This is a genomic window from Mesorhizobium sp. M5C.F.Cr.IN.023.01.1.1, from assembly GCF_003997585.1.
In the GTDB taxonomy this organism is placed as follows: domain Bacteria; phylum Pseudomonadota; class Alphaproteobacteria; order Rhizobiales; family Rhizobiaceae; genus Mesorhizobium; species Mesorhizobium wenxiniae.
This window is the reverse complement of record NZ_RZSU01000146.1, coordinates 1-13067: the sequence shown is the minus strand read 5'-3', so window position 1 is coordinate 13067 and position 13067 is coordinate 1. Positions and strand designations below refer to the sequence as shown.

General features: G+C 61.9%; 12 protein-coding genes. 2 read left to right on the top strand and 10 right to left on the bottom strand.

Annotated features, from left to right (window positions below; all coding sequences use genetic code 11):
* Positions 1–350: 350 nt before the first annotated feature.
* The 5 genes from urtE to urtA all read right to left on the bottom strand — a co-directional run bounded on the left by urtE (position 351) and on the right by urtA (position 6149).
* Positions 351–1046, bottom strand: a complete 696-nt coding sequence (gene urtE / locus EOA78_RS32215) for an urea ABC transporter ATP-binding subunit UrtE (RefSeq protein WP_127319429.1) — start codon at positions 1044–1046, stop codon at positions 351–353.
* A 70-nt stretch (positions 1047–1116) separates the two neighbouring features.
* Positions 1117–1863, bottom strand: a complete 747-nt coding sequence (gene urtD / locus EOA78_RS32210) for an urea ABC transporter ATP-binding protein UrtD (RefSeq protein WP_127319427.1) — start codon at positions 1861–1863, stop codon at positions 1117–1119.
* A gap of 3 nt (positions 1864–1866) precedes the next feature.
* Entirely contained in the window at positions 1867–3099 is a 1233-nt protein-coding gene (gene urtC, locus EOA78_RS32205) for an urea ABC transporter permease subunit UrtC (RefSeq protein ID WP_127319425.1), read from the bottom strand.
* Positions 3096–4712: an urea ABC transporter permease subunit UrtB gene (urtB, locus tag EOA78_RS32200; RefSeq protein ID WP_127319423.1), complete on the bottom strand. Its 1617-nt coding sequence runs from the start codon at positions 4710–4712 to the stop codon at positions 3096–3098. Before urtB ends, urtC begins: the two co-directional genes overlap by 4 nt.
* Before the next feature lie 126 nt (positions 4713–4838).
* The gene (gene urtA, locus EOA78_RS32195; RefSeq protein WP_127319421.1) at positions 4839–6149 is read right to left on the bottom strand and encodes an urea ABC transporter substrate-binding protein; all 1311 of its coding nucleotides are present in this window, start codon (positions 6147–6149) and stop codon (positions 4839–4841) included.
* 301 nt (positions 6150–6450) lie between these two features.
* Here urtA and EOA78_RS32190 point away from each other — a divergent pair, with 301 nt between their 5' ends.
* Positions 6451–6846: a hypothetical protein gene (locus EOA78_RS32190; RefSeq protein ID WP_127319419.1), complete on the top strand. Its 396-nt coding sequence runs from the start codon at positions 6451–6453 to the stop codon at positions 6844–6846.
* 67 nt (positions 6847–6913) lie between these two features.
* Here EOA78_RS32190 and EOA78_RS32185 read toward each other — a convergent pair whose 3' ends face one another.
* From EOA78_RS32185 to EOA78_RS32175, 3 genes are all read right to left on the bottom strand, one after another.
* Positions 6914–8485, bottom strand: coding sequence for a GMC family oxidoreductase (locus EOA78_RS32185; RefSeq protein WP_127319417.1), 1572 nt, complete (start codon positions 8483–8485; stop codon positions 6914–6916).
* A 48-nt stretch (positions 8486–8533) separates the two neighbouring features.
* The gene (locus EOA78_RS32180) at positions 8534–9082 is read right to left on the bottom strand and encodes a gluconate 2-dehydrogenase subunit 3 family protein (RefSeq protein WP_127319415.1); all 549 of its coding nucleotides are present in this window, start codon (positions 9080–9082) and stop codon (positions 8534–8536) included.
* A gap of 79 nt (positions 9083–9161) precedes the next feature.
* Positions 9162–9557, bottom strand: a complete 396-nt coding sequence (locus tag EOA78_RS32175) for a VOC family protein (RefSeq protein WP_127319413.1) — start codon at positions 9555–9557, stop codon at positions 9162–9164.
* Positions 9558–9813: 256 nt separating this feature from the next.
* Between EOA78_RS32175 and EOA78_RS32170 the strand changes: the two genes are divergently transcribed.
* The gene (locus EOA78_RS32170; RefSeq protein WP_127319411.1) at positions 9814–10119 is read left to right on the top strand and encodes a ribbon-helix-helix domain-containing protein; all 306 of its coding nucleotides are present in this window, start codon (positions 9814–9816) and stop codon (positions 10117–10119) included.
* Here the strand turns inward: EOA78_RS32170 and EOA78_RS32165 are convergent.
* Positions 10116–10826, bottom strand: coding sequence for a DeoD-type purine-nucleoside phosphorylase (locus tag EOA78_RS32165; protein ID WP_127319409.1), 711 nt, complete (start codon positions 10824–10826; stop codon positions 10116–10118). The two genes, EOA78_RS32170 and EOA78_RS32165, sit on opposite strands and share 4 nt — an antisense overlap.
* Positions 10827–10913: 87 nt before the next feature.
* A partial coding sequence (locus tag EOA78_RS32160; protein WP_164784030.1) for a PAS domain-containing sensor histidine kinase occupies positions 10914–13067 on the bottom strand: 2154 nt, incomplete at its 5' end.

Sequence of the window (13067 nt, the reverse complement as noted above, 5' to 3'; positions counted from 1 at the left end):
GCCCACGCTTCACCCTGATCTGTCAACAAAACTGATACGGAAAGCGGCCGACTCAACAAGGCCAAGTAAAGCCTAGCATGCAATCTTCGGCGCGCCAGAGTTGCAAACGGTGTCGTTGAAGAAAATCTCGTAAACCTTCGTTATTTCGTCATCCTTGGGCGCAGCGACGCGAAGCGGAGTGAAGATACAAGGATCAATGCCGTGACTTCAGAGGATCGCCACGGTGCAGAATCCAGGATGCGGGGCGCCGGAGAACGGCTTTTTCTCTTCGCCCCTGCACTCTTCTGCGGGTGTCACGGCATGGATTCCTGGGGTCTACGCCGAGAGGTTTGGGATTCGCCACTGAGGCTTTAGACAGTCAGGAACTTGCGGACATCCGCGCGGTCGAGATCCTCGGCCGGGCCGGTGTGGACGATCTGGCCGCGGTCCATGATGTTGACCTCGTCCGCCAGTTCCCGGCAGAAATCTAGATACTGTTCGACCAGCAGCACGGCGATGCCTGCCTGGTCCCGCAGATAGCGAATGGCGCGGCTGATATCCTTGATGATCGACGGCTGGATGCCTTCGGTCGGCTCGTCGAGCACCAGCAGTTTCGGCCGCATCACCAGTGCCCTGCCGATGGCAAGCTGCTGCTGCTGGCCGCCGGAAAGGTCGCCGCCGCGGCGCGCGAGCATCTGCTTCAGCACCGGGAACAATTCGAAGACATGGCCGGGAATCTTGCGGTCGGCGCGCTTCAATGGCGCAAAGCCCGATTCGAGGTTTTCCCGCACGGTGAGCAGCGGGAAGATCTCCCTGCCCTGCGGCACGAATGCGATGCCCGACCGGGCGCGGTCATACGCCGCGCTCCGGTCGAGCGCCTTCCCCTCGAAGGCAACGCTCCCGCTCGTCAGCCGGTGGTGGCCGACGATCGATCTCATCAAACTGGTTTTGCCGACGCCGTTGCGGCCGAGCACGCAGGTGATCTTGCCCGCGCCGGCCTTCAGCGAGACGCCACGCAGCGCCTGGGCGGCGCCGTAGTGCAGCGTGGCGTTGGAAACTTCGAGCATAGTCAGCGCCTTCTCCAACGCCTGAAGAACGAAAGGTCGAAATGATGGAACGGAACGCGCCAGACCATGATCATCTCCCCAGATAGACTTCGACGACACGCTCGTCGGCCGAAACGAAATCGAGCGAGCCTTCGGACAGGACCGAGCCTTCGTGCAGGCAGGTGACCTTGACGCCGAGCTCGCGCACGAAATGCATGTCATGCTCGACGACGATGACCGAATGGTCGCGCGCAATATCCTTGAGCAGCCGCGCGGTCTCCTCGGTCTCGGCGTCGGTCATGCCGGCAACCGGTTCGTCGACCAGCAGCAGCTTCGGATCCTGCGCCAGCAGCATGCCGATCTCGAGCCATTGCTTCTGGCCGTGGCTGAGATTGGCGGCGAGTTCATCGCGCTTGTCGCCCAGCCGGGTGATGCCGAGAATATCGTCGATCTGCCGCGCCTCCGCGGCCGAGCGGCGATGGAACAGCGCCGGGAAGATCGAGCGTGGGCCCTTCAGCGCCAGCATCAGGTTCTCCTCGATCGTGTGGTTTTCGAAGACGGTCGGCTTCTGGAATTTCCTGCCGATGCCCATCATGGCGATCTCGGCCTCGTCATATTTGGTCAGGTCGACCTGCCCGTCGAAGTAAACCTCGCCCGCGTCGGGACGCGTCTTGCCGGTGACGATGTCCATCATCGTGGTCTTGCCGGCGCCGTTGGGACCGATGATCGCCCGCATCTCGCCCTTGTCGAGCACCAGCGACAGGTTGTTGATGGCGCGAAAGCCGTCGAAGGAAACTGAGACGCCGTCGAGATAGAGGATGGTGTTGCTCTTCGACATCGCTCACTCCGCCGGCTGCGGTTCGGGGCCGGACGCGGACCAGTCGCCCGGCGTTCTCGCAGCCGAGCGAACGATCTTCGGCGGTGGCGGGACGTCAGGATCTGTGCCGGCCTCCTCGGCGATCGAGGCTGCGCGCAGCGCCTTGGCGTTGCCGCGCCAGGAATCCCACATGCCGACAATGCCCTTGGGCAGGAACAGCGTGACGGCGACAAACAGTCCACCCAGCGCAAACAGCCAGAACTCCGGCAGCACGCCGGTGAACCAGGATTTGCCGGCATTGACCACGAGCGCGCCGATGATCGGCCCGACGATGGTGCCGCGCCCGCCGACGGCCGCCCATACCACGACCTCGATCGAGTTGGACGGCTCGAACTCGCCCGGATTGATGATGCCGACCTGCGGCACATAGAGCGCGCCGGCAATGCCGGCCATGACAGCCGACACAGTGAAGGCGAACAGTTTGACGTTCTCCGCGCGCCAGCCGAGAAAGCGCGTGCGGCTCTCGGCGTCGCGCACAGCCATCAGCAGCTTGCCGTATTTTGAACCGACGATTGCCCAGGTAACGAAGACGGCGAGCGCCAGTGTTATGGCGCTGGCCGCGAACAATGCCGAGCGAGTCGCATCGGCCTGCACGTTGAAGCCGAGAATATCCTTGAAATCGGTCAGGCCGTTGTTGCCGCCAAAGCCCATGTCGTTGCGGAAAAACGCAAGCAGCAGCGCATAAGTCATTGCCTGGGTGATGATCGACAGATAGACGCCGGTGACGCGGCTGCGGAAGGCGAACCAGCCAAAGACGAAGGCAAGCAGGCCGGGCACCGCAAGCACCATGATCGCCGCAAACCAGAAATGGTCGAAACCGAACCAGAACCACGGCAGCTCCTTGTAGTTCAGGAACACCATGAAGTCCGGCAGCAGCGGATTGCCGTAGACGCCGCGCGAACCGATCTGGCGCATCAGATACATGCCCATCGCATAGCCGCCGAGCGCGAAAAAGGCGCCGTGGCCGAGCGAAAGGATGCCGCAATAGCCCCAGACGAGATCGAGCGCCAAGGCGAGCAGCGCGTAGCAGAGATATTTCCCGGTGAGCGCGACGACATAGGACGGCACGTAGAAAGCACTTGTCGGCGAGACCGCAAGATTGAGCAGCGGCACAATGAAGGCGACCGCCAAAAGGATGAAGATCGTGATGGTGATGCGGCGGTCGGCGCCGGCGGCGAAGAAGCGTCCCGTGATCATGCTTCCACCGACCTGCCCTTCAGCGCGAAAAGGCCGCGCGGGCGTTTCTGAATGAATAGGATGATGAGGACCAGCACGACTATCTTGCCGAGGACTGCCCCGGCATAGGGTTCGAGAAACTTGTTGACGATGCCGAGCGAGAAGGCGCCGACCAGCGTGCCCCAGAGATTGCCGACGCCGCCGAAGACGACGACCATGAAGCTGTCGATGATGTAGCCGCGGCCCAGATTGGGCGAGACATTGTCGATCTGGCTGAGCGCGACACCGGCGATGCCGGCAATTCCCGACCCCAGTGCAAAGGTCAGCGCGTCGACCCATGGCGTCCTGATTCCCATGGACGCGGCCATGCGGCGATTGGCAGTGACGGCGCGCATCTGCAGGCCCCAGGGCGTGCGCTTCATCACATACAGCAGCACCACGAACACGCAGAGCGCGAATACCAGTATCCAGAGCCGGTTCCAGGTAACCGCAAGCTGGCCGATATCGAACGAACCGGACATCCATGTCGGGTTGCCGACTTCCTGGTTCGTCGGCCCGAAGATGCTGCGCACGGCCTGCTGGAGGATCAGCGAGACGCCCCATGTCGCCAGCAGCGTCTCTAGCGGCCGGCCGTAAAGGAAACGGATGACGCCCCGCTCGATGACAAGGCCGACGAGCGCCGCGACCGAGAAGGCGAGCGGCAGCGCGATGACCAGCGACCAGTCGAACAGGCCGGGAAAGGAATTGCGGATCACCTCCTGCACGACAAAGGTCGTGTAGGCGCCGAGCATAACCATTTCGCCATGCGCCATGTTGATGACACCCATGACGCCGAAGGTGATGGCAAGGCCGATCGCCGCCAGCAGCAGCACCGATCCAAGCGAAATCCCGTACCAGATGTTCTGGCCCGCATCCCACAGCGCCAGCGTCGAATTGATGCTGGCGATCGCCGCCGTCGCCGCGTCCTTGACCGCGCCTTCGGAATTGGCCTCGACGGAGGTGAGCAGGGACAGTGCGGTGCGGTCGCCGCGCGCGCCGATCAGGGCGATCGCCGCCAGCTTGTCGGCCTCCGGCCTGCCCGACACCAGAATGGATGCGGCGCGAGCCTGTTCGAGCAGCGCTTTGACGCTTGCCACGGTTTCGCTGGCGATTGCGGCATCGAGTGGCTCGATGTTTGTCGCATCGGGCGTCTTGAACATGGTGTCGGCGGCGGCAATGCGCGCGGCCGGATCTTTCGCGCCGAGCGTCAGCATGCCCAAAGCATCGCGGATGGCGCGGCGCAGCGTATTGTTGACCTTGATCTTGGTGATCTCGCCCTTGGCCGCGTCGCCGGATTTTTCACCGCTCAGCGGGTCGAGCAGCTCAACGCTGCCGCCACCTTCCTTGCCGATGAAGACCAGCGAATCGGCCTTGCGGACGTAGAGATCGCCCTCTGCAAGCGCGCCGAGCGGGCGTTCGACGGCAGTATCGCCGGTGGCCGCCAGCTCGCGCACGACAGCTTCGGTGGCCGAAAAATTCGAGGCAGTGGCAAATTTGGCGATGATGGCGCGCAGATCCGCTTCGGCAGCGTTCGACGGCGATAGCATCCCCAGGAGGAGCAGCAGCGTCAGGCCGATCGCGCGGGTGAAGATCATCGATTTCTGGCGGCTCTTGAAGGGTTGAAATTCGCGTCCGGACGGACTGGAGGAGAGGAGGAGCTCGCCCGGACGCGTCGCGGTCTGGGTCGTGGAGAACTCCACGACCTGTCAGACCCGGGAGGATCAGTTGGTTCCCTTGCCGCCGCACTTGCCGGTGGCGACATTGAAGTTGCCGCAGGACAGAGGCGCGCGCCAATCGGAGATCAGGTCCTTCGAATCAGCCAGATAGTCAGACCACTCGTCACCCATCACCAGGCCAGGCGTCTGCGAGACGGTCTCGAACTGGCCATCGGCCTGGATTTCGCCGATCAGTACCGGCTTGGTGATGTGATGGTTCGGCATCATGGTCGAATACCCACCGGTCAGGTTCGGCACCGAGACGCCGATCACCGCGTCGATGACCTTGTCAGGGTCGGTGGTGCCGGCCTTCTCAACCGCCTTCACCCACATGTTGAAGCCGACATAGTGGGCTTCCATCGGGTCGTTGGTGGTGCGCTTGTCGTTCTTGATGAACTTGTGCCAGTCGGCAATGAACTTCGCATTCTCGGGCGTATCGATGCTCTGGAAATAGTTCCAAGCGGCGAGATGACCGACGAGCGGCGCGGTATCGAGACCGGCAAGCTCTTCCTCGCCGACCGAGAAGGCCATGACCGGGATGTCCTCGGCCTTGATGCCCTGGTTGCCGAGTTCCTTGTAGAACGGCACGTTGGCGTCGCCATTGACCGTCGAGACGACGGCGGTCTTCTTGCCGGCCGAGCCGAACTTCTTGATCGCCGAGACCTCGGTCTGCCAATCGGAGAAGCCGAACGGCGTATAGTTGACCATGATGTCTTCGGCAGCGACGCCCTTGGCCTTCAGATAGGCTTCGAGGATCTTGTTGGTGGTGCGCGGATAGACATAGTCGGTGCCTTCAAGCACCCAGCGCTTCACCGACCCGCCGTCCTCGCTCATCAGATAGTCGACGGCCGGAATAGCCTGCTGGTTCGGCGCCGCACCGGTGTAGAACACGTTGCGCTCGCTCTCCTCGCCCTCATACTGGACGGGGTAGAATAGGATGTTGTCGAGCTCGCTGAACACCGGCAGCACCGACTTGCGCGACACCGAGGTCCAGCAACCGAACACCGCCGCGACCTTGTCCTTGGAGATCAGCTCGCGTGCCTTTTCGGCGAACAGCGGCCAGTTCGAAGCCGGATCGACGACGACCGCTTCGAGCTTCTTGCCGAGCAGGCCGCCCTTTGCATTCTGCTCTTCGATGAGCATCAGCATGGCGTCCTTCAGCGTCGTCTCCGAAATCGCCATGGTCCCCGACAGCGAGTGGAGAATACCCACCTTGATCGTGTCGTCAGCCGCCTTGGCCGGGACACTCATCAGCAAGCCGGCCGTGACCGCGCCTGCCGAAAACATTTTTGTTATTGTCGAGAAACTGCCCCTCATATTTCAAACTCCCTAGCTGGTTGATCGCATCGCAAACAGACCATGCAACGGCTGTGCCAACCGCGGGAGCAAAATTGAGTGGGCTTGGATTTCCCTGCCCTATCAGTCGGTTAATATATTAGCCGCCAACGTTAAGCGCCGCCGCAGGTGTTCTGATTGAGAAAAAATTCCCCACTCTCGCCTAAGTTTTGATCACTCACGAATTAATGCATGAATTTTGAGCAACACCGTATCAAAGACGGCGAACTGTTGCAGCGCTGCAGGAAAATGGGGCAAGTTCGATCTTCAAAAGAGCTACGTCATGACCTCCAGGATTTCTCGTATTTTCAGCACCATGCTTCTGCTTGCGGCCACCGGCAGTGCACGTGCCGATTTCACCCACGGCAAATTGCCGGACGGGACCTATCATTGCGAAGTCTATCTGCTTGGCATGTTCCTCAGCCTTGGCGACATCACCATCAAGGGAAATGTCTATAGCGGTCCGGTGACCTTCGGAACCGCCCGGCAGGGCTACAACTATCAGATGGATGCAAATGGCGAGATTACATGGTTGGGCCCGTTGGGCGGCTATACGACCGGCGGCAACTCGATCTCGCTCACGCAAGCCATCCTGGACGATCAAACCAGCCCGTCCTTCGACATCATCATGAAGCAGCCTGACGGCGCCTTCACCGCCTCGACCTGCACGAAGCGTTGAACAGCCGACAAGAAGAGGCGCGAAACCTTGCGAGGTTCCGCGCCAACAGGCAGTCGAGAGGGTATCGCTAAATGCTCTTGGCCGACATCTGTTCAGCGATATAGTCGGCCTGACGGATCGCCAGCGACACGATCGTCAATGTCGGATTTTCCGCGCCGCCGGTGGTGAACTGGCTGCCATCCGACACGAACAGGTTCTTGATGTCGTGCGCCTGGCCATGCTTGTTGACGACGCCGTCGGCCGCCTTCTCGCTCATCCGGTTGGTGCCGAGATTGTGGGTCGACGGATAGGGTGGCGTCGGGAAGGTCCGGGTCGCACCCACCGCTGCGTAAAGCGCCGAGCCCTGCTTGTAGGCGTGGTCTCGCATTGCCGTGTCGTTGGCATGGTCGTCGAAATGGACGTCCGCCACCGCCATGCCGTGCTCGTCCTTGAGATCGGCATGCAGCGTGATGCGGTTTTCCTCGCGCGGCATGTCTTCGCCGACGATCCACATGCCGGCCATATGGTCGTAGTGGTCGAGCGCCGTGGTGAAGGAACGCCCCCAGCCGCCGGGATCGAGGAAGGCGGCCATGAACGGCAGTCCGAGCGACAGCGTCTCAAGCTCGTAGCCGCCGACGAAGCCGCGCGAAGGATCGTTGCGGGCCTCATCGCGGATGATACCGGCCATGGTGGTGCCGCGATACATATGCACCGGCTTGTCGAAGATGCCGTAGACCGAGCCCGTGGTGTGGCGCATGTAGTTCTTGCCGACCTGCCCCGACGAATTGGCAAGGCCGTCGGGAAACTGGCTCGATGCCGAATTGAGCAGCAGCCGCGGGCTCTCGATCGAGTTTCCGGCCACGGCGACGATGCGGGCCTTCTGTTCCTGCAGTCTGCCGTCCTTGTCGGCATAGACGACGCCGGTCACCTTGCCTGACCCATCGTGGTTGATCTTGATAGCCATGGCGTTCGGCCTGACCTCGAGATGGCCGGTCGCCTCGCCCTTGGGAATTTCGCTGTAGAGCGTCGACCATTTGGCGCCCCATTTACAGCCCTGGAAGCAGAAGCCGGTCTGCTGGCAGGCATTGCGGTTGTCGCGCGGCTCGGAATTGATTGCCATCCGGCCGGTGTGGCACTCCTTGTAGCCGAGCTTGTCGGCGCCGGCCTTCATCACCTTGAAGTTGTTGTTGCCGGGAAGGCCTGGGATGTTGTTGGTGAGCGTCACGCCCAGCTTATCTTCGGCCTTTGCGTAGTAGGGCTCCAGCTCGGCAAGCGTGATCGGCCAATCGAGCAGGTTCGCGCCTTTTAGTTTTCCGTAGGTCGAAAGCGTTCTGAATTCATGCTCCTGAAAGCGCAGCGAGGCGCCCGCCCAGTGCGTGGTCGAGCCGCCGACCGCCTTGACGATCCATGCCGGCAGATTGGGAAAATCTTTCGCCACCCGCCAGTCGCCCGAGGTCGTGCGCTTGTCCGTCCAGGCGAGCTGGGCGAATGAATCCCACTCGTCGTTGATGAAATCCTCGTATTCGTGCCGTGCGCCCGCCTCCAGGATGACGACATCGATGCCTTTCTGGGCGAGTTCGTTGCCGAGCGTGCCGCCGCCGGCGCCGGAGCCGATGATGACAACCACGCCGTCGTTCGTGAGATCAAATGGTGCTGCCATGGTTTCCTCCCATGATGTCTATTGTGTGCGGTTTGGGACGACGGGGGCTCAGAGCCACTCGATGTCGTCGAACCCGCGCGCCATGTAGCCGCCCTTGGAGTAGGACTCGCCCTCGTAGCCGAAGATCGGCCAGACCTCTTTCTGGTTGTAGAGGCCGACGACAAGCCCGCCACGGACTGCCTGGAAGAACGGCGTGTCCTCGACCTCTCTTAGCACGGCAACGCGCTGCTCCTCCCAGCCGAGGCTGGTGTAGCCACCCTTACCCGACTTCGAGTCGAGTTCGGCGATGCCGTTTTCGATGAGGTCCTTATGGGCTGGGTCTTTGCCGGCCTGCTCGTCATGGGCCTTGACGGCGATTGCGTAATATTTGTCAGGCACTTGGTCGTGCGGGTAGATGTCGCGCGCCATCTGGATCAGGGTCGCCATGGTTTCGGGCTTGAGCGCGGATGTTTCGAGACCCCAGGCATGTTCCGGGCTGATGACGGCACTGCCCGAAATGACCAGCAACGCGCCGACACCACCGCGCTTCAGAAGCTCACGGCGCGATAGCCCGGGCTTCCTTGCATGGGCCGGCTTTCTCTCATAAATCGTGACCATTTGTTCCTCCCTTTGCTTGCTGTGCGCACCCGAAGGTGCCCTGGCTGGCGCCCGCTGGCCGACGCGGCCGTAATGTCTCCTATTTGAACCGGCCCTGACGCTGCAGAACCTCGATCTTGTAGCCGTCGGGATCCTCTATGAAGAAGAAGCGCGCGAGCAGCGCTCCGTCGCGGTTGAACTCAACGATCTTCTTCGGGCTCAAGCCGAGCGCGCCGAGCCGATCATGTTCGCTGTCCAGATCGGCGACCGAAACCGCGAGATGGCCGTAGCCGTCGCCGAGCGCATAAGGCTCCTGGCGGCCCTTGTTGACGGTGAGCTCGACTTCGAACCCCGCCTCGACATTGCTCAGATAGACGAGCGTGAAGGTTTCGAAATCGAGCCGTTCAGCGACGTCCAGCCCAAAGGCTTTCCGGTAGAAGTCGATGGACCGGGCCTCGTCCAGAACCCTGATCATGGTGTGGATCGTCTTCGTCAAATGACACTCCGTCGCAGCAGCGCCTTGTGCGCGTCGGCGTGATTATGTGCGGGTTGCGGCAAAGGTGGTGGCAGCCGATTACCACGCGCTAATCTAACGATGGGGTGGCAAACCGCCTAAGGACGAAAGTCCGATTGCTGTTTTCCGCTTTCCGGCTGAAGATAATTGGCCGCAATAACTCAAAGGCGCGAATCGCTGCAGATTGCGCCTAAAAATCAACAAGAATGGCCAAGACCACTAAGAACGGGAGGTAACGATGTGCAGGGTTTTTGCCGGGCAGGATCCGGAGGGCTACCGGCAGATCAATCGATCGATCCGCATCGATGGGCACTCGACGAGCATCCAGCTCGAGGCGACGTTCTGGACATTGCTCGACGAGATCGCCGCCAGCCAAGGTTTAACGACGCCGAAATTCATCTCGAAGCTTTATGACGAGGCCATAGAGATCAATGGCCAGATTCCGAACTTCGCCTCGATGTTGCGCACGACCTGTGCCCTCTATCTGCGCGGCCATCGGCCGGGGATCGAAGAACACACGGCCCCGAAGCGGCAAGCAGCTTAACTTTCGCTCGCAACATCGAGTGCCAGGCGGGTCATATCGGTGAAAAGCGCCTGGCGTTCGGAATAATCGGTTTGCTCGCCGGTCACCACATTGTCGACGACAGTCAGGATCGACAGCGCCCGGGCGCCGAAATGCGCCGCGATGCGATAGAGCGCACTGGTCTCCATATCCACGGCCAGCGCGCCGTGGGCCTGCGCTTCGGCGAAGCGATCGCGCCCCTGAGGATGATAGAATATATCGCTGCAGATGGTCAGCCCAGCCTGATGTTCGATGCCGATTCCGGCAGCTCGGGCCAAGGCTCGGGAAACTAGCGCCGGATCGGGGCCGGCATCAGCACCATAGAGCCCAAAAACCTGGCCGCTCTCGGCACTTTCACCGCGCACCGACTGCGAGATCACCAGACTTCGCAGTTTAACCGCGGCGGTCAGGGCACCACAGGTACCGGTGCGGATCAGTGTCCTCACGCCGTGGAAATCCAGCAATTCATGCGCGTAGATCAGGAATGACGAGACGCCGATGCCAGTGGACTGGATGCTCACGGGCTTGCCGCGAAACAAGCCGGTAAAACCGAGGGCTTCCCTTCGACGGTTGACGCAGCGCGGCGCCTCCAGAAAGGTTTCCGCCATCCATTCGGCACGCTGCGGGTCGCCCGGCAACAGCACTGTTGCGGCATAATCACCCTTGCCTGCCTCGTTGTGCGGCGTCACGGCATGCTCCCCCCAAAACCCGCCGCCCGTTTCGTCCATAATAATGGCAGTCTCACGCCATTTCGCAAGTGCGAGAATTAGTAAGCCCTAAGATTCCAGCACATCCTTGACGATTGTGGCCAGTTGCTTGAGCGAAAACGGCTTCGGCAGGAAACCGAAATGCGCGTCTGCCGGCAGGTTTTTAGCGAACGCATCCTCCGCGTAGCCGGAAACGAAGACGAATTTGATGTCCGGCTGCCGCTTGCGCAATTCGCCAAGCAGCGTCGGCCCATCCATCTCAGGCATCACCACATCGGAAACGACAATGTCGACCTTGCCGCCGAGCGCCTCGAAGACTTCCAGCGCCTCGACGCCTGAGGACGCTTCGTGGACGGTATAGCCGCGCGACGTCAGGGCCCGCATGCCGCCCATCCGCACGGCATCTTCGTCCTCGACGAGCAGCACCGTGGCCGAACCCGACAGATCCTTGGCTGCGTCGGCGATCTTTGCCGGTGCAGCCGGCGCCTCGCCGGGTTCGCCCCCCGCTCTCGCCTCTGCGATGTAGCGCGGCAGGAAGATGCGGAACACCGATCCCTTGCCGACCTCGGATTCGCAGAAGATGAAGCCGCCTGTCTGCTTGATGATGCCATAGACCATCGACAGGCCGAGGCCAGTGCCCTTGCCGACCTCCTTGGTGGTGAAGAAGGGTTCGAAAATCTTCTTGAGTACTTCGGGGGCGATGCCGCTGCCGGTGTCTTCGACTTCGACCACCACATAATCGGCCGGCGCAAGTTCGCGGTAGGGAAGGCTCTTGCTCTCCTCTGTGGTCACATTCCGGGTGCGCACGGTGAGGTCGCCGCCGTTCGGCATCGCATCGCGCGCATTAACCGCCAGATTGACCACCACCTGCTCGAACTGCCCGATGTCGACCTTCACCGGCCACAGATCGCGGCCATGGTCGACCTTCAGCTTGATGTCGTTGCCGACCAGGCGGGCCAGCAGCATCCGCAGATCGGCAAGCACGTCGGTCAGGTTGAGCACCTCCGGCCGCAGCGTCTGCTTGCGCGAGAAGGCCAGAAGCTGCCGCACCAGCGACGCCGCCCGGTTGGCGTTCTGCTTGATGTTCATGATGTCCGGAAAGGACGGGTCAGACGGGCGATGATTGGTCAACAAAAGGTCCGACGCCATGATAATGGCGGTCAGCACATTGTTGAAGTCGTGTGCGATGCCGCCGGCAAGCTGGCCGACCGCCTGCATCTTCTGGCTTTGAGCCATCTGGCCCTCGAGCGCCTTTTGCTCGGTGGTCTCGACGGCGTAGACGATGGCCGATTCTTCGGCGCCCTCGCCGGTGCCGTCGGCGACCGCGTTGACGTAGAAGCGCATGTGCCGTTCCTCATTGCCGGGCAGCAGCGTATCGATCGGTTCGATGTCAGCCTGCCTTTGTCGCGCTTTTTCGAACGCCGCGGCAAAGGCGGGCCGGTCGCGCTCATGGATCACCGTGTCCAGCCGCACGCGCCGATCGACCGCGTCCCCGTCGACGACGGAGGAAAACAGCGACAGGAAAGGCGCGTTGGTGCGCAAGATGCGCCCGCTGTTGTCGACAGCTGCTATTGCCATCGGCGTCGAATTAAAAAAGCGGGTGAAGCGGATCTCCGAGGCGCGAAGGTCGGCGGAAGCGTCCTCGCCTTGCGTCCGGTTGAGCACTATGGTGCGCGTCGGACCGTTGACGCCCTCGCGGCTGGCCGAGACCCTGTGCATGAAACGCACGGGCAGCGCCTCGCCCTTCACTGTCGTCAGATCGAGATCGATGACCGCATTGCGCGTGGTGCCGGGATCGGCCTTGACCGAGCGGACCAGCGCCATGCCGTCGCCGGCGACGATCTCCGGAAGCGTGACGGCGCCAGGCGTGAAGCTCGTCAGGTCGATGCCCAGCCACTCCGCAAGCGTGGCGTTGATGTAGGTGACGCGGCCTTCCTGATCGGCCGAAAAGAAGCCGGCCGGCGCATGGTCGAGATGATCGATGGCCTCCTGCAGATCGAGGAAGAACCGCTCCTGCTCGGCCCGTTCTTCCGAGATGTCGGCGAGTTCCCAGGCGAGCAAGGGCAGCCGCTGGCCCGGGACGCTGAAGGCGCGGGCGCGGGCACGATACCAGCGCGCGCCCGGCTCGGCGCCGGGTCGAATGGATTGCGCAAGCCGAAACTCCCCGTCGCCGGGCTGGCCGTCGCGCAGGCCGGAGGCGAGCCGGTATATGGTCACCGAGGC

Bases quoted from the DNA above. Each gene is read 5' to 3' on its own strand.
- urtE (WP_127319429.1), bottom strand. From the start codon at position 1,046: ATGCTCGAAGTTTCCAACGCCACGCTGCACTACGGCGCCGCCCAGGCG.
- urtD (WP_127319427.1), bottom strand. From the start codon at position 1,863: ATGTCGAAGAGCAACACCATCCTCTATCTCGACGGCGTCTCAGTTTCC.
- urtC (WP_127319425.1), bottom strand. From the start codon at position 3,099: ATGATCACGGGACGCTTCTTCGCCGCCGGCGCCGACCGCCGCATCACC.
- urtB (WP_127319423.1), bottom strand. From the start codon at position 4,712: ATGATCTTCACCCGCGCGATCGGCCTGACGCTGCTGCTCCTCCTGGGG.
- urtA (WP_127319421.1), bottom strand. From the start codon at position 6,149: ATGAGGGGCAGTTTCTCGACAATAACAAAAATGTTTTCGGCAGGCGCG.
- EOA78_RS32190 (WP_127319419.1), top strand. From the start codon at position 6,451: ATGACCTCCAGGATTTCTCGTATTTTCAGCACCATGCTTCTGCTTGCG.
- EOA78_RS32185 (WP_127319417.1), bottom strand. From the start codon at position 8,485: ATGGCAGCACCATTTGATCTCACGAACGACGGCGTGGTTGTCATCATC.
- EOA78_RS32180 (WP_127319415.1), bottom strand. From the start codon at position 9,082: ATGGTCACGATTTATGAGAGAAAGCCGGCCCATGCAAGGAAGCCCGGG.
- EOA78_RS32170 (WP_127319411.1), top strand. From the start codon at position 9,814: ATGTGCAGGGTTTTTGCCGGGCAGGATCCGGAGGGCTACCGGCAGATC.